The organism is candidate division WOR-3 bacterium, from assembly GCA_039803545.1.
Lineage (GTDB): Bacteria > Hydrothermota > Hydrothermia > UBA1063 > UBA1063 > UBA1063.
Map to the genome: position 1 here is coordinate 572,180 of JBDRYS010000001.1, position 21,001 is coordinate 593,180.

22 protein-coding genes are annotated in these 21,001 nt (G+C 41.3%); 13 read left to right on the plus strand and 9 right to left on the minus strand.

Translation table 11 applies throughout. The features are described 5' to 3' along the window. Nucleotides 1-6: 6 nt before the first annotated feature. The 3 genes from porA to ABIM45_02590 are packed head-to-tail and all read right to left on the minus strand — an operon-like array spanning nt 7 to nt 2,051. A complete protein-coding gene (gene porA, locus ABIM45_02580; protein MEO0238796.1) occupies nt 7-1,194 on the minus strand; it encodes a pyruvate ferredoxin oxidoreductase in 1,188 nt (395 codons plus the stop codon). After that, a complete protein-coding gene (locus ABIM45_02585) occupies nt 1,195-1,494 on the minus strand; it encodes a 4Fe-4S binding protein (protein ID MEO0238797.1) in 300 nt (99 codons plus the stop codon). Next, on the minus strand, nt 1,491-2,051 hold the full coding sequence (locus tag ABIM45_02590; protein MEO0238798.1) for a 2-oxoacid:acceptor oxidoreductase family protein: 561 nt from the start codon (nt 2,049-2,051) through the stop codon (nt 1,491-1,493). The genes ABIM45_02585 and ABIM45_02590 overlap by 4 nt, the downstream gene beginning before the upstream one ends. A gap of 156 nt (nt 2,052-2,207) precedes the next feature. On the opposite strand from ABIM45_02590, the gene ABIM45_02595 reads away from it, so the two are divergent. The 10 genes from ABIM45_02595 to ABIM45_02640 all read left to right on the plus strand — a co-directional run bounded on the left by ABIM45_02595 (nt 2,208) and on the right by ABIM45_02640 (nt 12,420). Then, the gene (locus ABIM45_02595; GenBank protein MEO0238799.1) at nt 2,208-2,771 is read left to right on the plus strand and encodes a 2-oxoacid:acceptor oxidoreductase family protein; all 564 of its coding nucleotides are present in this window, start codon (nt 2,208-2,210) and stop codon (nt 2,769-2,771) included. A gap of 9 nt (nt 2,772-2,780) precedes the next feature. Beyond that, nucleotides 2,781-3,881 carry a 4Fe-4S binding protein gene (locus ABIM45_02600; protein ID MEO0238800.1) on the plus strand — a complete coding sequence of 367 codons (1,101 nt, stop codon included), beginning with the start codon at nt 2,781-2,783 and terminating at the stop codon, nt 3,879-3,881. A gap of 12 nt (nt 3,882-3,893) precedes the next feature. Beyond that, a complete protein-coding gene (locus ABIM45_02605) occupies nt 3,894-5,051 on the plus strand; it encodes a transketolase C-terminal domain-containing protein (protein MEO0238801.1) in 1,158 nt (385 codons plus the stop codon). A gap of 2 nt (nt 5,052-5,053) precedes the next feature. Continuing rightward, a complete protein-coding gene (locus ABIM45_02610) occupies nt 5,054-5,980 on the plus strand; it encodes a 3-methyl-2-oxobutanoate dehydrogenase subunit beta (protein MEO0238802.1) in 927 nt (308 codons plus the stop codon). A gap of 9 nt (nt 5,981-5,989) precedes the next feature. Continuing rightward, complete coding sequence (locus tag ABIM45_02615; protein MEO0238803.1) at nt 5,990-7,321, plus strand: aminopeptidase; 1,332 nt, start codon at nt 5,990-5,992, stop codon at nt 7,319-7,321. Nucleotides 7,322-7,331: 10 nt separating this feature from the next. Further along, complete coding sequence (locus tag ABIM45_02620) at nt 7,332-8,690, plus strand: SLC13 family permease (GenBank protein MEO0238804.1); 1,359 nt, start codon at nt 7,332-7,334, stop codon at nt 8,688-8,690. Between the two features lie 75 nt (nt 8,691-8,765). Further along, nucleotides 8,766-10,679 carry a threonine--tRNA ligase gene (thrS, locus tag ABIM45_02625; GenBank protein ID MEO0238805.1) on the plus strand — a complete coding sequence of 638 codons (1,914 nt, stop codon included), beginning with the start codon at nt 8,766-8,768 and terminating at the stop codon, nt 10,677-10,679. Continuing rightward, complete coding sequence (gene infC / locus ABIM45_02630) at nt 10,675-11,259, plus strand: translation initiation factor IF-3 (protein ID MEO0238806.1); 585 nt, start codon at nt 10,675-10,677, stop codon at nt 11,257-11,259. The genes thrS and infC overlap by 5 nt, the downstream gene beginning before the upstream one ends. Beyond that, nucleotides 11,252-11,452, plus strand: coding sequence for a 50S ribosomal protein L35 (rpmI, locus tag ABIM45_02635; protein ID MEO0238807.1), 201 nt, complete (start codon nt 11,252-11,254; stop codon nt 11,450-11,452). Before infC ends, rpmI begins: the two co-directional genes overlap by 8 nt. A gap of 5 nt (nt 11,453-11,457) precedes the next feature. Continuing rightward, a complete protein-coding gene (locus ABIM45_02640) occupies nt 11,458-12,420 on the plus strand; it encodes a D-alanine--D-alanine ligase (GenBank protein ID MEO0238808.1) in 963 nt (320 codons plus the stop codon). On the opposite strand, the gene ABIM45_02645 is transcribed toward ABIM45_02640, so the two are convergent. From ABIM45_02645 to ABIM45_02665, 5 genes are read right to left on the minus strand one after another with little or no spacing between them, the layout of a single operon-like run. Then, nucleotides 12,401-13,198: a hypothetical protein gene (locus ABIM45_02645; GenBank protein ID MEO0238809.1), complete on the minus strand. Its 798-nt coding sequence runs from the start codon at nt 13,196-13,198 to the stop codon at nt 12,401-12,403. The genes ABIM45_02640 and ABIM45_02645 overlap by 20 nt on opposite strands. 1 nt (nt 13,199) lies before the next feature. Next, nucleotides 13,200-14,309, minus strand: a complete 1,110-nt coding sequence (locus ABIM45_02650; protein MEO0238810.1) for a glycosyltransferase family 4 protein — start codon at nt 14,307-14,309, stop codon at nt 13,200-13,202. Continuing rightward, the gene (locus ABIM45_02655; GenBank protein MEO0238811.1) at nt 14,306-15,100 is read right to left on the minus strand and encodes a metal ABC transporter permease; all 795 of its coding nucleotides are present in this window, start codon (nt 15,098-15,100) and stop codon (nt 14,306-14,308) included. The genes ABIM45_02650 and ABIM45_02655 overlap by 4 nt, the downstream gene beginning before the upstream one ends. Further along, on the minus strand, nt 15,084-15,872 hold the full coding sequence (locus ABIM45_02660) for a metal ABC transporter ATP-binding protein (GenBank protein ID MEO0238812.1): 789 nt from the start codon (nt 15,870-15,872) through the stop codon (nt 15,084-15,086). Before ABIM45_02660 ends, ABIM45_02655 begins: the two co-directional genes overlap by 17 nt. Then, nucleotides 15,860-16,654, minus strand: a complete 795-nt coding sequence (locus ABIM45_02665) for a metal ABC transporter substrate-binding protein (GenBank protein MEO0238813.1) — start codon at nt 16,652-16,654, stop codon at nt 15,860-15,862. Before ABIM45_02665 ends, ABIM45_02660 begins: the two co-directional genes overlap by 13 nt. A gap of 368 nt (nt 16,655-17,022) precedes the next feature. On the opposite strand from ABIM45_02665, the gene ABIM45_02670 reads away from it, so the two are divergent. The 3 genes from ABIM45_02670 (at nt 17,023) to nfo (ending at nt 19,877) form a co-directional block, all read left to right on the plus strand. Continuing rightward, the gene (locus ABIM45_02670; protein ID MEO0238814.1) at nt 17,023-18,411 is read left to right on the plus strand and encodes a T9SS type A sorting domain-containing protein; all 1,389 of its coding nucleotides are present in this window, start codon (nt 17,023-17,025) and stop codon (nt 18,409-18,411) included. A gap of 117 nt (nt 18,412-18,528) precedes the next feature. Then, nucleotides 18,529-19,029, plus strand: a complete 501-nt coding sequence (locus tag ABIM45_02675) for a ferritin family protein (GenBank protein MEO0238815.1) — start codon at nt 18,529-18,531, stop codon at nt 19,027-19,029. A gap of 2 nt (nt 19,030-19,031) precedes the next feature. After that, on the plus strand, nt 19,032-19,877 hold the full coding sequence (gene nfo, locus ABIM45_02680; GenBank protein ID MEO0238816.1) for a deoxyribonuclease IV: 846 nt from the start codon (nt 19,032-19,034) through the stop codon (nt 19,875-19,877). Here the strand turns inward: nfo and ABIM45_02685 are convergent. Next, a complete protein-coding gene (locus tag ABIM45_02685; GenBank protein ID MEO0238817.1) occupies nt 19,874-20,947 on the minus strand; it encodes a DUF763 domain-containing protein in 1,074 nt (357 codons plus the stop codon). The two genes, nfo and ABIM45_02685, sit on opposite strands and share 4 nt — an antisense overlap. Between the last annotated feature and the right edge of the window lie 54 nt (nt 20,948-21,001).

Sequence of the window (21,001 nt, forward strand, 5' to 3'; positions counted from 1 at the left end):
TACCTCCTATTCTCTCACACCCACATATTCAACAAAATCTAAAGACTTACCCTCTTTGAGTTCCTTAACCCGATTGATTATATAAAGGGCATCACTTAGAGGAAAATCCCTACCCCCGAGTCCAAACACAAAATTCATTATCCTTGGTCTTGAATTGAGGTCATAAAGAGCCGACCTTACCTCGTTGAAAACAGGCCCACCCATCGTATTTACAGAATCTGCCCTGTCCATAACACCAATTGCCTTAACATTCTTAAAGAGTTCCTGGAGCACTTCGAAGGGGAACGGTCTGAAGACCTTTAGCCTTACCAACCCCACTTTCTTCCCTTTCTCTCTCATTATATCCACAGCTTCTTTCATAGTTCCTGCCGCCGAGCTCATTACCAAAATGGCATACTCCGCATCTTCCATCCTGTAAGCCTCAGCAAAAACAGGAAAGTCAAAACCAAAACGCTTGTTATAATCCGTAACAACTTCTTCAATTACCGCTTTTGCCTTTCTCATAGCCTCTATCTGTTGTCTTTTGTGTTCGAAATAGTAATCGGGAAGGTCAAGAGGACCTACCATTATTGGGTTTTCATAGTCAAGAACATTGTACATAGGCTTACGCTTACCAAGGTACTGTCTTACCGCATCGGTATCAAGGGTTTCTACAACTTCCATACCATGACTGATAATGAAACCATCGAGGGTTACCATTACCGGCAAATTCACTGTCTCTGCAATTTTAACAGCCTGAATCAGCGAGTGATAACCTTCATTCGCATTTTCGCAGTAAATCTGAATCCACCCAGAATCTCTTGAACCCATGGTATCTGAGTGATCACAGTGAATGTTGATCGGTGCAGAAAGGGCCCTATTCACTTCTGCAAGAACTATAGGTAACCTAAGAGCTGATGCAATATACAACATCTCATGCATTAAAGCTAATCCCTGTGAGGATGTACCGGTCATAACCCTTGCGCCCGCGGCTGAAGCACCTATACACGCAGACATGGCAGAATGTTCAGATTCCACGGCAACGAATTCAGTATCTACTTCGCCATCTGCCACATATTTTGAGAAAATTTGCACAATTTCAGTAGCAGGAGTAATGGGATAAGCAGCAACTACATCAGGATTAATCTGCTTCATAGCATAAGCGAAAGCTTCATTCCCAGTTAAAGCCTGTCTTGTTTTCAAAATCTCAGACATTTACAACTCCTCCTTTTCCATATGGATGGCCTTCACCTTTGGCGGACATACCTCTGCACAAATTCCGCACCCCTTGCAGTAGTCATAATTAATTCCTGAAACCTTAGGCTCGCCATTTACTTCTCTCAAGATTATGGCAGAATCGGGACAATACAACCAGCACAGAAAACAATTTGTGCATTTGTTGGGATCCCAGACAGGTTTTTGCGTTCTCCAGCTACCTGTTTTTAGCTCCTGGGATGTCGGAACGTTTTTAATAATTCCACCCTCCGGTAATTCTTTCCATCCTTTCTTTTTCATAACCCCTTGACCTCCTGATAGGCCTTACGTATGGCCTTTATATTACCTTCTACCACCTGAGGTTTATACTTCATCTTTAATCTCGATTCAACAGCTTCAATAAATTTTTCAAAATCCATAAGATTTAACACCCGCATCAAAGCGCCAAGCATTGGTGTATTAGGGAGATTTCGACCGAGAATTTCTTCCGAGATACCTGAGGCATCCACCGTGTAAACCTTGCCTGGAAGACCATACTTTTCCTTGATAACCTTAGGATCCAAAGAGGAATTCACAATAAAAACAGTATTCTCATCAGTTCCCTCTTTAACTTGGTCAGTAGCGAGTAATGTGGGATCCAGCACGCAAACCGCCTGGGGATTTTGAACACCATAGTGAATTCTAATAGGCTTAGTATCAATGCGATTATAAGCAGTTACTGGTGCTCCTCTTCTTTCTGGACCGTATTCGGGGAACGCCTGAACATACATACCTGCATGCATCATGGCCTCCCCAAAAAGCAAAGCTGCCGTCTTGGCTCCTAATCCCCCTCTTCCATGCCACCTAATTTCAACCATTTCTACTCCTTTGTTACTTGCAATGATTATAAACCCAAATACGCGAAAAAAATAAACTTATAAAGTGCTACTTTTTGCTGCAGATAGGTATACACCTCAATCAATTGAATACACAACGTTTTGGGATTAAACTATTTTTAAATCAAGGAGGGCTCGATGGTTGAAATACGGACCCATGGAAGGGGTGGACAGGGCGCAGTCATAGCTTCAAAAATCATCGCTGATGCAGCTTTCAGGGTTGGTAAGTACGCTCAATCCTTTCCCCAATTCGGGGTGGAAAGAAGAGGAGCCCCTGTAGTAGCTTTCACAAGGATAGCCGAAAAAGAAGATGAGCTACCGGTTCGGTCAAATATTTATGAACCAGATCACATAATCGTTCTTGACCCTACTCTTCTTACAATTCCAGATACCTTTGCAGGCCTTAAAGAAGGCGGTTGGATTATAGTTAATACTCCTGAAGACCCAGAAAAACTTGACATCCCTGACAAATTTAGAGTTGCTACCGTAGACGCCACAGCAATAGCCCTAAAATATGGACTCGGTTCTAAGGCCCAACCTATAGTAAATACCGCAATACTCGGTGCATTTTCGAGGGTTCTGGAATCTTTGATCCCACTCCAAGCCATATTAGAATCGATACCCGAGGAAGTACCTATAAAGCCTGAAGCTAATCAAAAGGCATGCGAAGAAGCATACAATTTGACTAAGATTAGAAAATAAGGAGGCTTCATGGACGTTAAACCCATTAAAGTTAACTCCATAAACGATCTTCCAGAAGCCCCGGTTTCCCAAGGTATTACCCTTGTCCGAAAAACGGGGAGCTGGAAGAACGTAAGACCTGTCGTAGGTGAACGCAGTGCACCCTGCGAAAATGCATGCCCCTTAAAAATAAGAATCCCCAAGTTTATAGATTATCTTACAAAAAAAGAGCCGGAAAAGGCAGCGTTAGAGATTTTAAAGTGGAATCCATTCCCAAGCATAACGGGAAGACTTTGCCCAGCAAAATGTGAAACTGGTTGCAACAGGAACAAATACGACGAAAAAATATCAATAAGGGAACTCGAGAGATTCCTTGGAGACCTCATATTAGAAAAGAAAAAAATCGAAGTGAAAAGCCAGAAAAAAACGAAAGTAGCGGTTCTTGGAACATCAACCTCTTTAATGGGCACTGCATACAGGCTCCGCGAAAACGGTTTCGAGGTGACAATTTTTGCTAAAGGACAAAGCCTATTTAGTGATGAAAAAGAGAGCATCCCAGGGGAAATTCTCCAAAAAGAAGAGCAAGTATTGATTAACGCAAAGATTGAACTAATAGCCGATAAGCCGCCCTCCATTTCAGAGCTAAAAGCCTCATTCAATTACATTGTAACTTCTGCAGAAGATGCCCCAGAGGTAAACGTCGTTGATCCAAAGGTAGGAAAAACCAACGACGAAAAGGTTTTCATAGTTGCAGAAGATCAAGACATCTCAAGAAGCATAAAGAACGGGCTGACGGTAGCGAATTTTATAACCTCTTTGGACGAAGGGAAAGAGTTTCAGGAAGAAAAACTCCCTCGGGTTGTCTCTTTTAAAGAAGTTATTACCGACTATTTCAACCACGAAACAGCGGTCAAAGAAATAAAAACCATTGAAGACGCGATAAAAGAAGGTCTGAGGTGCTTTTCCTGTGGAACCTGCAACTCCTGTGGAAATTGTTACGTATTTTGTCCTGACAACGCCGTTAAGTGGATCGACAACTTTCCGTCTTTTGACTACGACTACTGCAAAGGTTGCGGCGTTTGTGTAAACGAATGCCCGAGGGGCGTTCTTGAACTTATTCCAGAAAAATAAGGGAGGACCTTTATGTCCATTAAAAAAGTGTTAACAGGAAACCACGCAATCTCATATGGAGCGATGGTTTCAAGGGTCCAGGTAATCTCTGCGTATCCCATCACACCTCAGACACAGGTAGTGGAACTCTTATCAGAAATGGTGGCGGATGGCATTTTAGATGCCATTTTTGTGAATGTCGAATCTGAACACTCCGCCATGTCTGCCTGCGTCTCGGCCTCAGCTGCCGGAGCAAGGGCATTCACAGCCACTTCAGCTCAAGGCCTTGCACTAATGCACGAAATGCTCCATTGGGCAGCGGGAGCAAGGCTGCCCATAGTACTCGCAGAGATAAACAGGGCAATGGCTCCTCCGTGGTCCATCTGGACAGATCAAAACGATTCACTTTCGCAAAGAGATACAGGCTGGATGCAAATTTATGTGGAATCCAACCAGGAAGCCTTTGACAGCGTAATCCTTGCATACAAAGTTGCAGAACAGGTCTATCTCCCCTGTATGGTGGTCCTTGACGCCTTTGTCCTTTCCCACACGTCAGAGCCCGTTGAAATTTATGATCAGGAAAAGGTGGATGAGTTTCTTCCGCCCTACAAACCCATGGTAGCAATAGAACCTGGAAAGACTTTTGGGTATGGTGCTCTTGCTGCTCCGGACACCTACATGGAATTCCGGTATAAAATGCAGAAAGCAATGGAAAAAGCCATAACACTCTTCGAAAAAGAAGGAAAACTCTTTGGAGAGATGTTTGGTAGGACTTACGGACTTGTAGAAGAGTACATGATGGACGATGCAGACTACGTCATCGTAACCGTTGGGGCTACGACATCGACAGCAAGAGTAGCCATTCAGGAACTCAGGAAACAGGGAGAGAAAGTTGGCCTTTTAAAACTCAGAGTCATAAGGCCATTCCCATTCGATAAAGTTCGAGAAGTACTTAAAGGCAGGAAGAAAGTCGCAGTTCTTGACAGAAATATCTCCTTTGGCCATCACGGAATTTTCTACCAGGAAATTAAATCTGCACTCTATCCACTCAAAGAAAGGCCACAAGTTTATGGCTACATTGCGGGATTAGGCGGAAGGGACATTACGGTAAAGGACTTCATCGATATCTACCACGACATGAAAAATCGCGAAGATATGGTAGAAATAATCTGGAAGGGGGTAAAACTATGATAATGAAAAACTGGAACATTCCACAGGATGAATTGTTATACAGTGGACATGCCGCATGCCAGGGCTGTGGTGGTGCTCTCGCAATGCGGTTGGCTTTAAAAGCCATCGGAGAAAACGCGGTTGCAACAATTCCTGCATGCTGTTGGACGATTATTTCCGGAGATGTGCTTTATCACGCTTTAAAAATACCCGTTTTCCATACAGCCTTTGAAACCGCGGCGATTTCCGCCACAGGGTTAAAAGCCGGTTTGACAATGAGAGGCTTTAAAGACACTACGGTTTTTGCCTGGGCGGGAGATGGTGGGACCTTCGATATTGGGATTCAGGCAATATCTGGTGCTGCAGAGAGAAATGAAGATATAATCTATTTTGTTTACGATAATGAAGCTTACATGAACACAGGAATTCAGAGGTCCAGTGCGACCCCATGGGGTGCCTGGACGACTACAACTCCTGTAAAACATCCAGAAGACAAGCCAAAGAAAAACATTGATGAGATCCTGGCTGCTCACAAAATACCTTATTTAGCAACCGTTAATGTTGCATACCCGGAGGACTTCATAAGAAAGGTGAAAAAAGCCAAAGAGATCAAAGGTTTCAGATTCATCCACATCTTCGCTCCATGTCCCCCAGGGTGGAAAATGCCATCAGATATAAGCATTCAAGTGGCACGACTCGCGACACAAACCGGCGTTTTTCCATTGTACGAAGTCGAAAATGGGAAAAATTACACAATAAACTACTTACCACCGAAGAAACTCCCGGTTATCGAATACCTAAAGCTTCAGGGTAGATTCAAACACCTTAACGAATCCCAGGTTGAGTACATCCAGCAAATGGTTGACGAAAATCTGGAAACCCTCCTCAAAAAGCATGAATTAACCCACGGCACGCTTGAAAACATCCCGAGACCAGAATTTTATAAGTGAGGAGACATTATGGAATTTAAAAACGCATGGAGTAGAAAAAACCTTCAAGAAGTTTTTGCTTTCTGCGAAGATTACAGAAAATTCCTCTCAAAGGCCAAAACCGAAAGGGAAGTAGTAGAGTTCTTTGAAAATCTTGTTAAAAACAGACCTGATATTAAAGCGTACAACATAAAGAATAAGAGCCTCATCCTCTACAAAAAAGGTACTGAGAGTATTTCTGAGGGATTTAAAATCGTAGCCGCTCACATTGATGCCCCAAGAATCGATATCAAGCAAAATCCCGTTTACGAAGACACTGATCTCGTGCTACTTGAAACCCACTATTATGGAGGCATCAAAAAATATCAGTGGGTTACAAAACCTATGGCGATTCACGGTGTTATAGTGAAAGGGGATGGAACGGTTCTGAAGGTAAACATAGGTGATGAACCCGGAGACCCTGTCTTTACTTTTACGGATATCTTACCACACCTTGCCAGGAATGTCCAGGCAAACAAAAACATATCCGAAGCCATTCATGGTGAGAAATTGGACTTACTTTTTGGGCATATTCCCCTCGAGACGGAGGACGAAAAGGTTAAAGAAAAGGTCAAACAGAATGTTTTGCAGATACTAAAAGAAAAATACAACATAGAAGAGAAGGATTTTGTCGCTGCCGAACTCGAAATAGTTCCACAGGGAGAGGCCCTCGATGTGGGTATCGATCGTTCGATGATCGGTGGATACGGTCAGGATGACAGGGTTTGTGCCTACACTGCTGTGAAAGCCCTATTAGACGCAGAAAACCCAAAGAAACACCTTTTAGTTGTACTTTTTGATAAAGAAGAGATTGGATCTGACGGAAACACAGGGGCTCAGTCACTAATTATTGAAAATATTATTAGCAAAATCCTCAAAGAAAACGGAGTTGAGGAGTACTCCCAGATCAGAGAAATCCTCGCAAAAAGTGAAGCCATTTCAGGAGATGTAACAGCAGGTGTTGATCCCAACTGGAAAGAAGTTCATGAACTTAAAAATGCAGCTAAACTTGGCTATGGAATTGCTATTTCAAAATATACTGGCTCAGGCGGAAAGTATTCTACAAACGATGCAAATGCCGAATTTGTGGCAAAGATAGTAAGTATTTTTGACTCAGATAACGTCGCATGGCAAGTGGCTGAACTTGGTAAAGTAGATGAAGGAGGTGGAGGTACCGTTGCAAAATATCTCGCAAAATACGGGATGGACGTAATAGATGCAGGAACTCCCCTTCTCTCGATGCATTCACCCTTTGAAATTGCATCAAAAGTTGATGTTTACATGACTTATAAAGGGTATAAGGCATTTTTGAACTCAAAATGAAGGAGGTTATATGAACACCTGGAAAAGGTTATTTGGTCTCCTACTTACCGCTTTAATCGCGGTGCTATTATATAAATTGCCTGTCATGACATCCATGACCATTCCACAAAAAATAACCGCTATCATTTTCATCGTCGCTGCAATCCTGTGGATTTTTGAGATCATACCACTCTATGTCACCTCCTTTGTGATTCTTGTTCTCGAAGTACTGTGGTTAATGCCGAAAATGGAAGGGGCTAAAGCGACTACATTCCTATCTCCCTTCTTCAGCACTACAATTCTCCTTTTCTTGGGCGGTTTTGTCCTTGCCAAAGGTCTTGAAGCCTACAAAATAGACGAACTTGTTGCAGAAAAAATACTGGAAAACACAGGTGGAAAACCCGGAATTACCCTTTTTGCATTTCTCGCAGTCTCCGCCTTCCTATCAATGTGGATGTCAAATACAGCAGTCACCGCGCTCATGCTGGCAGTAACTCTCCCTGTCGTAAGAAAACTCACAGATAAAAATTATGCAAAGGCCCTCTTAATAGCTATTGCCTTCGGCTCGAACATTGGTGGAATGGGAACGCCAATTGGAACTCCACCTAATGCAATAGCCCTTGACTATATCAAAAAGGCTGGTAGCAATGTTAACTTTGCTAAATGGGTTTTCTTTGCGTTTCCCTATGTGGTAATCTTAACGGTATTGGCATGGCTTGTGTTATACTTCCTCTTCCCGCACAAGGTTGACAAAGTTGAAATGCATGTTTCCCCCGATGCATCAAAGAGAAATGATCCACGGGTAAAAGTTATAATAATCGTATCGATCATTACAGCCTTATTATGGCTTACTGAGTCTATTCACAAAATAGATGCGGCATACGTAGCCCTCGTGCCGGTTTTAATTTACTTCTCCTTTGGCATACTAAAAAGAGAAGATTTCAACAGCCTTAGCTGGGATGTACTCATTTTAATGGGTGGTGGACTCTCCCTGGGTGAAGCCTTCAAGGCAAGCGGACTTGGTACTTATATAGTAAACTCTCTTGGAATAAGCAACCTCTCTTTCGCTGCCCAACTTGCCCTTCTTGCCGGTGTGACCGCCATAATCACCAACTTCATGTCCAATACCAGTACAGCAGCACTAATAATACCTCTTGCCATGGGATTAAACTTAGATCCCGTACACCAGGCTATTTTAGTGATCGCTATTGGGCTTGCTGCATCCGCATCTATGTTGCTCCCCATTAGCACTCCACCGAACGCCATTGTCTACAGCTCGGGAGAACTTAAAGTTGTGGATATGTTCAAAGCCGGCCTTGTGATTTTAATTTTGCAGTACGCACTTCTAATCACCTTCGAGAAATTCATGATTCAGTTGATAATAAAATAGTTCGGGAAAAACGGGAGGGGGGTGGTTTTTCCCTATTTTGAAAAACAAGGAAAATGCGTTAATATATAGAACTGTATGAAGCTTGTAAAAGGGCAAAAAGTAAAGGATTTTTTGCAAAGCGAAGTTGTAGGGAGGTCTATACTGGAACTTGCCGGTGAAGACCAAAATTACTTTGTCGCTTTAGTGGACGGAATCCCCAAAGACTTAACTTACCGTCTCACCGGAAATGAAAAAGAAGTTGTTCTTTTAGATTTTAATTCGGAGATAGGAAGAGAGACTTACTGGCACACCACTTCCCATATTATGGCTCAAGCAGTTAAAGAGCTTTTTCCACAATTCAAGGTAACGATAGGTCCAGCAATTGAAAACGGTTTCTATTACGATTTCGACACCAACGGTTACAACTTTACCGAGGAAGATTTAAGAAACATAGAAAATAAAATGAGGGAAATAATCAAGCGAAGTCTCCCCATTGAGCGTATCGAATTGCCGAAGGGTGAGGCTATCGAGTATTTCAAAAAAATAGGTGAAGACTACAAAATCGAAATTCTCAATGAAATTCCAGATGAAATTGTATCAATCTACAAGCAGGGAGACTTTGCAGACCTTTGCCGTGGTCCTCATCTACCTAACACTTCTTATGTAAAGGCAATAAAACTTTTAAGCTCATCGGGAAGCTACTGGAGAGGCGACGAAAACAATGCAAGATTGCAAAGAATTTACGGAATCTCCTTTCCAACAGAAGAACAGCTACAGGAGTACTTGAATAAACTTGAGGAAGCAAAAAAGAGAGATCATAGAGTCCTTGGAAAAGAGCTTGATCTTTTTTCAGTGCATGAAGAAATTGGGCCAGGACTTATCCTCTGGCACCCCAAGGGAGCAGCCATTAGAAGAGTCATCGAGGAATTCTGGATAAAAGAACACTTGAAACGCGATTACCAGCTGGTATATACCCCTCACGTAGGAAGATCAAAATTGTGGGAAATTTCTGGTCACTTAAACTATTACAAAGAAAATATGTACCCTCAAATGGAGCTGGACAATCAGCAATATTATATAAAGCCGATGAATTGCCCATTCCACATAATGATCTACAAGACCAAGGTTAGAAGCTACAGAGATTTACCAATCAGATACTGTGAACTTGGCACGGTTTACAGGTATGAAAGATCTGGGGTTTTGCACGGACTCCTGAGGGTAAGAGGATTTACCCAGGATGATGCCCACATTTTTGCACGTCCCGACCAAATATTAGGCGAAATTAAGGAAGTAGTAAAATTTGCCTATTTTATTTTGAACAGATTTGGATTTAAAGAATACGAAGTCTTTGTATCAACGAGGCCGAAGAACAGCGTAGGAAGCCCTGAAATGTGGGAGGAAGCAACTAAAGCCCTGATGAATGCCCTCAACGAGCTCAATATTCCTTACAAAATCGACGAAGGGGCAGGCGCCTTTTACGGACCAAAAATCGACATTACAATAAAAGATGCCCTTGGTCGTTCCTGGCAATGCACTACAATACAATTTGACTTCAATTTACCAGAGAGATTTGACGTAACTTATAGAGATAAAGACGGTATTGACAAAAGACCATATCTAATACACAGAGCCCTCTTAGGGTCCTTTGAAAGATTTTTTGCAACCCTCATTGAATATTATGGTGGAAACTTCCCGCTTTGGCTAGCACCTATTCAGGTCGCTGTACTGCCAATCTCTGAGGAAAACGTAGAATATGCAGACAAGATTTATAAAGCTCTGAAGGATAACGAAATAAGAGTTACTATCAACCGGTCAGACGAGAAGTTAAACGCAAAAATCAGAGATGCTGAAATTGAAAAAATCCCTTATATGGTTATTGTTGGAAAGAAAGAAAGGGAACAAAACTTGATTTCTGTCAGGAAACATAGTGTTGGTGACCTGGGGAAAATGACACTGGAACAATTTTTAAACTTGATAAAAGAAGAGATAAAAGGAGGTTACACCCATTAGCAGAGATACACAACCCCCATTAGCGCCAAACTTTAAAAAGAGAAACAAGGAAGAGCCTTACAGGGTAAATGAGAAAATCAAGGCCTACGAAGTGAGAGTCATTGGACCTGACGGTTCCCACCTCGGTATCATGAAGACAAAAGATGCTCTGAAATTAGCTTATGAATATGGACTTGACCTTGTGGAAGTCTCGCCCAACGCAAATCCCCCTGTATGCAAGATACTCGACTACGGAAGATTAAAATACGAAGAGCAGAAAAAGCAAAAAGAGGCAAAAAAGAAGCAGCAGGGCGAAGTAAGAGAAATTACGATGAGTCCAAGAATCTCCGATCACGACTTAGAAGTTAAACTCAAAAAAGTCAGAGAGTTTTTAGAAGAAGGAAACAAAGTTCGTATAATAATTATGTTCAAAGGAAGGGAATTGGCCCATCCAGAGTGGGGAAATGAAATATACGAAAAAATCGTACAGCAATTAGAAGGTGAAGCCGTCGTAGAAGTACCCCCAAAAATGGAAGGGAAAAACTTAACCTTCCTTCTAAAAGCTGTATCAAAGAAAACAAAGGAGGATGACCATGCCTAAGGTTAAAAGTAAACGTTCTGCTCAAAAGAGATTTAAAGTGACCGCCACAGGAAAGGTTAAGAGATTCAAAGCATTCAAAAGCCACCTTCTTATTGGCAAAAACGCAAAGAGAAGAAGAAATCTCAGAAAGCCAACCTTAGTGGATAAAACGGAGCTTAAAAAAGTAAGAAGGTTGATGCCTAATAGTTTCTAAGGTTTATGGATTTTTCAGAGCTAAAAGAGATTTTAAAAGACAAGAGAATAACTGTAATTTGTGGCGGTTGGTCTGGCGAAAGGGAAGTATCTCTTAGATCTGGTAGAAAGGTTTACGAGAGCTTACTGAGACAAGGTTTTAACGCAACTCTTTTTGATCTAACCAGGGAGAATATCTCTGAAATTAAACCTGGCTTCACTGATGTCGCCTTCGTAATCCTTCATGGAAAGCCAGGCGAAGACGGGACTATTCAAGGAATGCTCGAAATAATGGGAATTCCTTATACCGGTTCAGGTGTCCTCGCATCGGCTATCGGAATGGATAAGATAATGACAAAGAAAATCATGCACTACGCGAACATAAACACTCCACCCTATTATTTCATACCGTCGCACAAAAAAAACTTAAGGGGAGAAGCAGAAATCGCCTTAAAAACCCTGGGGATACCCGCCGTTGTAAAACCGAGATATGAAGGATCCAGCCTCGGAGTCAGAATAGTTCATAATGATCAAGAGTTCTTTGAAGCAGTTTACGAAACCCGCGAGAAGTTTGGCGATTTTTACATTGAAAAATACATAAAAGGTAAAACCATAACCTGTGGGGTATTGGGGACCGGCGAGGAAAGCTTCCCATTACCAATTCTTGAAATGGAAGTTGTTGGAAGAGAATTCTACGACTACACCGCAAAATATACTAAGGGGTTAACAAATTTTATAATACCTGCACGCCTTTCTGAAGAGACTACAAGAGCCTTCCAGGAAGCTTCCGTAAAACTTCATAGAGAGATAGGATGTCGTGGCTTTTCCAGGGTAGATGGGATAGTGGACGAAAGCGATAACTACTATGTTTTAGAAATAAATACACTTCCCGGTATGACAGATCTTTCTGACTTGCCAAAGGAAGCTGAGCACATGGGGATCTCTTACGATGAGGTAGTACTGTACATTCTCAGATCGGCCTTTGAGTAGTGAAAAAGTAAAAATTAAACCACTGATCGGGGTATTTTCTTACACTTTCCGCAAATAATTCAAAGATTTGCTTCTCAATATTTTCTCTCTCAAGAGGCACAATATCAAACCTAACCTTTCTCATCTCTTCGTCCCAATGGCAAGTTAAAAAGTAGACATCACTCTCCAAAATTTTTGGAAGTTTAAAAATCCCCTCGGCAAAAATAACATCCTGTCCCTGGAATTTTCTAACCACATATTTCCCGGAGGTAACCCGATCAACGAGGACCACAAGGGCATACTCCTTTTCCCTCTTCAATCTTTGAAGAGCCTTTATAGTCCCAGTACCCACAAGAAAAACTTTAATACCTTTGCGAAACCTTAACCACATCCACAAATAAAACTTAGGAAGATTTTCCATGAGCGCGTAGAATTCAAACCCGTACAAGTTTATGTATTTAGAGGCTATATCCCAGGGGCCCATATGAATAGAGAAAACTACGGACTTTTTGCCTTTAAAAACCTCAAGGTCTGTAAGTTCCATATAGTTTTCCCACTTTTTTCTACTGAGCTTCATAACCCTCACGTAACTCAGGAACAACTTACGAAAAGTATCCCTCATAATCACTTTTCTTTCCCTTAATGGTTTGTCAGGAAAGAAGATTTCGAGATTCCTCATAACAGCCTTTGTGCGCCAATCAAAAATTCGGAAGGCATCAGCGAGAATTACAGCGATAAATTCGGCTACTTTTTGCGGCACAAAAAAAGCAACAAACTGAGCAATCAACGTCACCAACATCTCAAACAATCTCCATATAAACTTTCTCTATTTGCTTTGCAACTTCAAGCCAGTGATATGGTTTCACAAATTCTAAAGCATTTTTGACAATCTTCAATCTTAAATTTTCATCAGAAATAAGCTCTTTAATTTTCTCCGCCAAATCAAAGGCATCTCCCTTTTCGAAAAGAAGGCCATTTTCACCATCGATAACAACATTTTTATAACCCTCTATGTTAGAAGCAATTACAGGGGTGCCGCAGGCCATCGCCTCAAGTAAGATCAAACCGAAACTTTCACCACCCGTCGCAGGAGCTACAAAGATGTCAATTTTCCTATAAAAATCTGGAAGTTCACTCTTCGGAATCTTTCCAAGAAAAGTGGCAGGTATATTGTGCTCCTCACAAAATTCTTTGTAATATTCAGTAAGGGGCCCCGAACTTCCTATTACTAAGTGTGCGTCCTCTCCGAGCTTCCTATCCTTTGCAAAGGCCTCAAGGAGGATATGCAAACCTTTTCGTGGCTCGTGCCTGCTTAAAAAACCCACATTAATCTTCCCGTATACAAAACGACCTTTCTCCTCCGGATAAAAAAGCTCCAAATCAACCCCGTTCGGTATGATAACCCAGTCGCCATGATAAGGAGGGATAACGGCCTCTTTAGCGGTTTTTGATACAAAAATAAACTTTCTTAACTTTCTTGCATCTTTTTCAAAAAATATCCTCGCAACTTTATTCCAGTTGAAACCAACAAAGGCGGTGTGAAAGGTTGCCACCGAGGGATAAGGTGAATAATGAAGGGCGAGTCCAGGAAGATTAGGTGCAAGGGGACCGTGAAGATGTACCACATCGAATCTATTCTCCTTGTAAAATTCTTTCAAAAAAGAGGGTAGTCCAGGATCAAAAGTTAAGGTGAGCTGGGTATTATTAAAAATCTTCAAAGCAGGAGTAAGTACTACCCTACCCCTCCTTATAACGTTGGTATCGACCTCCTCCGTAAGTTCAGGAAACCCTGATGTGAGAACAAAAACCTCATGTCCGAGCCTTTCAAGATACTTTTTTAAGTTATATATATGTTCACCAACGCCTCCAGGAAAAGGCAGATAGGCGTCACTTACTTGTAAAATCTTCATTTCTTGAATATAAAGGACCCTAAATAAAACATTGTCGCAGTCACGACCACCGCAGCACCCACCGGTACATCAACCACAAGGGAAAGAATAAACCCAACAAATGCACTCACTATTCCGACCAAAACCGATATCCAAATCATTTGACTAAAATGCCTTGAGACCCTTTGTGACAAAGAAGGTGGGATAATCATAAGACCATAAACCACAAGGGCACCGACGGATTTCATACTGAAAACCACAGCGAGGGCTGTAAACAGGAAAAAGTAAAGCCTGAACCTGCTAACATCTACACCAGAGGCTAAGGAAAGCTCAGTTGAAAAAACAATTAGAAACAAAACTCTATGATAGTAAATAACAAAAACAAGGTAAAAAAGGAAGGCGACAAGAAGAAGTGTTATATCAATTTTATTCGCCATTAAAGGGCTACCGAAGAGGTAAGACATGGCATCAGAAGTGTATGTCTTAGTGAGCCCAAAAAACAAAATGGCTAAGGCCATAAAGAAAGAAAACAGAATACTCAGGGTCTGTTCGTATTTGCCCTCTTTCTTTTCGCTCAAATACCACAGAGAATAGGCAGAAAGCACAGTTACAACGAGGGCTCCCAAAAGCGGATCAAAACGAAGAAGGTACCCTAAGGCAACTCCTGCAAAAGCAATGTGGGCAAAACCAGCCGCAAGAAAAGAAGTACCAGAGAGAAGGGAAAAAGAGCCAGCTAATGGTAGAAAGGCACCTGTAATCAAGATCGCTATGAGTGCCCTTTGTATGACCGAAAGTTTAAGCATTTCGATCATGGTGAAAGTCCCTTACGTTGATAAACTTAAATCCTCCCTTTGTTACAACATCAACCTTGGTTTTGTATACTTCAGAGAGAACATCAGGTCGTATAACCTCTTCGAAAGAACCGAAGAAGTACCTGCCATACCCCATCAAAATAAATTTAGTGGCTACTTCAAGATATGGATTTATGTCGTGGGTAATAAGGATTACGGGAATCTGAAATGTTCTGTGAGTATTTATAATCACCTCATTTACCTGAATCTCGCTGGCCATATCTATACCAGAAGTGGGTTCATCCAGAAGTAAAGCCTTTGGGGGTCCTATCAGAGCCCTTGCAATTAGTCCTCTTTTCTGCTGCCCTCCTGAGAGATGGGCGAAGGGTTTATCTTTAAAATCAATTAGTCCAACAGTTTTAAGGTTTTCAACAGCCTCTTCCTTAAAATGGGATGGAATCTTCTGCAATGGCTTTAAAAGAGGATAGCAACCTGAAATTACCACATCGTAAAGGGTGGCGGGAAAATCTTTATCTATGTTATAAATCTGAGGGACGTATCCAATCATCTTTTTGTGAGGACACACTCCAGTAACCGGACAGCCGAAGATGTAAGTTTCACCCTTTAGTGGTTTCAAAATTCCAAGAATCGTTTTCGCAAGGGTAGTTTTACCTGCTCCGTTTGGCCCGAAAATGATAAGGAAGTCGTTTTTTTCGACGGTAAAAGTAATATCCTCAGCAATAACATTACCAGGATAACCAATTGCAACTTTGTAAAAGACTATTTCCGGCATTCTAAACCTTTTTTAATTAAAACAGCTTGCTCTCTTAACCCCTCAAGAAAGTCACCACCAAACAATGGGTTAAGGAGAACGTAACAAGTCCCCGACTCCTTAGAGAGGTTTTCACAGATTCGAGAAGGCATATTTTTCTCCGCGATAATGAGGCGGATATTTTCAGTCTTAATCCTTTGGACCCACTTTGCAAAATCACCGGCTGAGACCTCTTTCTCTCCATGATGAACGAGGGCACCCGCCACTTTCAAGCCAAGGGGCTCGACAAAATTATTCCAGGAGGGGTGATACAATAAGACCTTGGTCCCGGAGTAATTTTTAAATAGATCTTTTAGCTCTGTTTTCAAAGAATCGAAATTTAAAAGAAATTGATTAAGATTTTTTCTAAAAAGAAGAGAATCCTGGGGAAAAGTCTTCTCAAGTCTCTTCTCAATAATTCTCGCACATTCGTGGATGAGGGTTAAATCTAACCATATATGGGGGTTAGAGACTTTGATATTTCGACTTTCGAGCTCATCGTAAATTCTCAAACAGTTTTTGTGTTTCTCACAAATCCTTTTGCCCCATCCCTCTAAATGGTCTCCAACCTCAATATAAAGATCTGAAGTAATAGCGGTTTTTAAATCCGAAGGCCTAATCTCGTAAGTATGAGGATTTTGAGTTTGATTCAATATAGAAACCACCTTGTACCGTTCACCTGCCAAATAGCTAACCATCGAGGCAAGAGGTGGAATTGAAACCGAGATAGTTCTTGTAGAAACTAACAGAAAAAGTAAAAACATTACCAACCCTCCTTTTTATCTTAATTTTAAAACCTACGAGACGTTTTTGCACGTTGATTTAGCAGTAAGAAGGCACACAAAACTAAACCTGCTTTTCTTTTAATGCAAAGCCCTAAAGCTCGTAAATAACCCTCTTCTATTGTACTAACGAAATAACGGCCAAAAACCGAATCCAAACAAAGAAATTTTCAATCCTCTTGAAACAAAAAGCTGAAAACTCCAAAGCAAATAAACAACTTTATCGAAAATTTGAACAATATTCAGCCCTTGACATTTCGGCAAATCCATTGTACACTCAAATTAGAGTGTGAGGGGGTAAAATAAAACGTAAATTTGCTATTGTACTTATCACTTCCATAATTTCGATATTGCATGCAAAAGATTACCCCATCGCATGGGGGTACATTTACCGCTACATTGATGGGCAGTTAGTTCCTGTCTCCGGCGCAAAGCCCTTGATTTTAGAAGGTAATCCACCGTATTTCCCTTCTACCTCAACAAATCAAACCTTTGATTTTGAAAGTGATGTATCGCTTTTTACAGCAGATAATAACAGCAACGCAAGAAAAAATTGTACCATTAATTTCTATCCCTTATGCAATTGGTCTGATTCAGGGTTTAGTGTTTTTGATGTTAAGTTCTTTTCAATCAATAATAGAAATTTCATAGCTCTAACTGGACAATATACCACTCCGCTCCAGTTTAGATTTAAAATAATCGAATATTTTCCAGAGAGCCAAAATTTATCACTTAAACTTGATCTAAACCTGCCATGGACAACTCGCATTTTTGCAGACCCTCCCTTTGTTTATGTAGGTATGAGGGAATATGGCATAAAAGTTGTAAACTTCAGTAACCCAGAATCTCCAGAAACCCTCACTATCTCAGGTATAAGAGCCCACGACATCTGCGGAGATGACCAATACCTATATGTTGCTTCAGGAACAGGGCTTGCGGTTATTAACAAATCCGACTTTAATGTCGCCTATACCTGGAGTGACAGCGGGGAGCGCAACTACACCATTGCATACAACCCCGCTACTCAAAAAGTTTACCTCAGTCATAGATACTCAATGGTGAGAATCTTTGATGCTTCAAATCCTCCAAACCTCATAGTCCTCGACTCCATTATCTCCCCCGGGGATTATTTCGATGTCGGAGCATGGAATCACGATACATTATTTGTTATAAGGACTCCCTTGATGGGATTTTCACTATTCAAGGAGGATGGAACCAACTGTGGTTCCTATGAACACGATTACGGAATGGTCTATCCGTACGCAGGCACAGCCAGATCACCTTATCTTTACGTATGCTGGGAGGTCCAGGGAATCCATAAATACCTTTATAGTGCAGGCGAATTTCAGCTTATAGGATTTTTCCAGCCAGATACTACCTGGTACGGAGCCGTGGAAAGCTGTGATATCATTGATGATTCTACCATCGTTATAGGTGCTGATAATAAAGGGATATACATATTGAGAGAGAGGTCGGTAAGAGTTGAAGAACGTGTTTCTTGCAAAAATATTAAAATAAACGCCCTCTACTCCAGTGGCACATTAAAATTGGAGGTACCTCCACAGGTTGGACTTCCAGCAAGCATAGAGATTTTTACCATCGACGGAAAAAGAATTTATTCTACCACCCTGAATCGCTCGGGCTTGCAAACCCTCAAAATTCCGTTGGCCTCAGGAGTGTACCTTTTGGTATTAAAGGGGGAAAACAGATATACTGGAAAATTTGTCTCGGTGAAGTAAATACCCGCAGGTTTTCCTTAACAAATATTCGCATTGAATCACGCCTTTCAGTTGATTTTCAATAATCTCACTTGAAGTGACGCAAAAAATCCATGAAAATTTTAAAAAGGAGGTTGAATGGATAAAGTTACAATAGTTGACATTGCCATTGAAAACGAAAAGGGTGCTATTTTTACTTACCTGGAAATTGCGAGAAAAACAAAGGATACCAGTGGTAAAAATATGTTCATAACCCTCGCAAGCGAGGAAGTTAGGCACCTCCTTTCTCTCTTAGAAGTCAAGGATCTATTCAGTAAAGAGGTCCACATAAAGACCCTTGAAGTTCCCAAATCTGAAATTGAAAAACTACTCCCAGACATAAAGGCAAGAGAAAAGAAAAAACATGGAAAATCTGAGTTAAACGAACTGGATGCCCTTGAAATAGCATTAGAGCAAGAAAAGAAATCGATGGAATTTTATGAAACCCATTACCAATCGGTTGATGACGATTCTTTAAAAGCTTTGCTAAAAAAACTCTATGAGACCGAAAAAGCCCATTATGAGCTCATAATGGCTCAAATCGATTACATAAAAGGAACAGGTTTCTGGTTTGACATTCCAGAATTTAGTATGGAATAAAAATGGGACTCTTGGGTGCTCACGTTTCCATTGCAGGTGGTGTTGAAAATGCCCCAGACAGGGGTCATGAATTAAAATGTGACACAATTCAGATATTTACGAAAAACCAGAGACAATGGATCGCAAAGGAACTCTCCGAAGAATCGATTAAAACTTTTAAAGAAAAAATAAAACTTTACAATCTTCAAAAACCCGTAGTTCACGACTCCTACCTAATAAATTTGGCCTCCGCTAATAAAGAGACCTATGAAAAATCCAGGGAAGCTTTTATAGACGAGGCGTATCGGGCTTACCAGCTGGAGATACCCTACCTTGTCTTTCATCCTGGCTCGAATCCCGATATTGAAGAAGGAATCAAAAGAATTTCCGAGGCGCTCAACATAACAATCTCCAAGGTAAAAGATGTAATTCTTCTTATTGAAATAACAGCTGGGCAGGGAAATGCAATAGGTAGAAGATTTGAAGAAATTGCGGAAATTATTGAACAGGTTGAAGAAAAGTCTCGAATTGGTGTCTGCTTTGACACGGCCCATGCCTTTGAATCGGGCTACGATATAAGAGACGAGGAATCTTATCATAAAACCTTTGAAAACTTTGACCAAATTATCGGGCTCCACTATCTGAAATGCTTTCACCTGAACGACTCTAAGACCCCTTTGGGATCCAACGTAGATCGTCATGAACACATAGGTAAAGGTGAAATTGGGCTCAAAGCCTTCGAACTTTTAGTCAATGATCCGAGGTTCCAAGAACACCCGATGATCCTTGAGACACCTGGAGCTGAAGAATTCTACGAAGAGAATTTAAAAGTGTTAAGGAAGCTTATAAAGTCCAGAAAGAAGCGCTAAAGAAAATACTTTTGCAATCTTCTTAAGGCTTCCAACTCTTCCCTGTGACCCAATTTAGCCATTTTGATTGCCTTCTCCAAAATTTCGATGGATTTGTCATATACGTCCCTTCTTACCCGATAAGGATATCCATCCTTACCTCCATGTGCAAAACTATAAATGACTGGATCTTCATAACTTGGCCTCGCACCGTAAATCACATCCGAAATCAAGACCAGTGCTCTCATACTCATAGGGCCAAGCCCCCTTACCGCCAGAAGGCTTTCAAAATCCTGTGGAATTGTCTCATAGGTTTTTATGAGAACCTTTTTCAAATTTTCCGGTCTCATATCCTTTAAAGTAATGTAGTGCCTTGACGGCATTTTGTAAGAAATAGCCTTCTGGTAAAGCGAAATAACTTTGTCGGGTGCAGTCCCCACTAAGTCAAGGATTACCTTTCGCGCATCTTTTGATTTCCTCGATGTTATGTCAAGGACGCTCCGTTCTCTTCTCTCAGAAATGATTCCAGTATGCGGTTCCAAAGTGAAATCCTGCACCTTTTCCGAAAACCAATGATATCTCCTCGCAGTGCGGGACTCTTCGTTCATCCCTTGCTGAATTACACTCCACTTGCCTTCTTTTGTATAAATGATCACATGATGGTACAGAGAATATCCATCCTGCAACAACACAGAATCGACCTTTGCACTCAGTCTACTGGCATAAATGATCCTTTCGGCATCGAAACCAAAGGCATCACCCGTTTTTTTAACCTCCTCAGGCACTAACAAAGAGTGCTTACCCTTCCCACCTGCTACAAAAATACCCAATTCCCCTTCAAGGCCTTTAAGGCCGGACTTTATAGCGTAAGTTACAGTAGTTGTCACCCCTGAAGAATGCCAGTCAAAACCAAGTAGACACCCAAGGGATTGAAACCAGACCGGGTCTGAAAGTCTTCTTAGAACCTCTTCTCTTCCAAATTCCATCACCATTATGGATATAATGCTCCTCGCAAGCTTAGTCATTCTTTCCATCAGCCAGTGAGGGGCTTTTCCGCCGTGAAGGGGAAGGGTCATATATCCCGTTTTCATATGCTAATAATAGCGTCTTTTTATTGAAATTTCAAGGATTTTGCCGTAAAATTA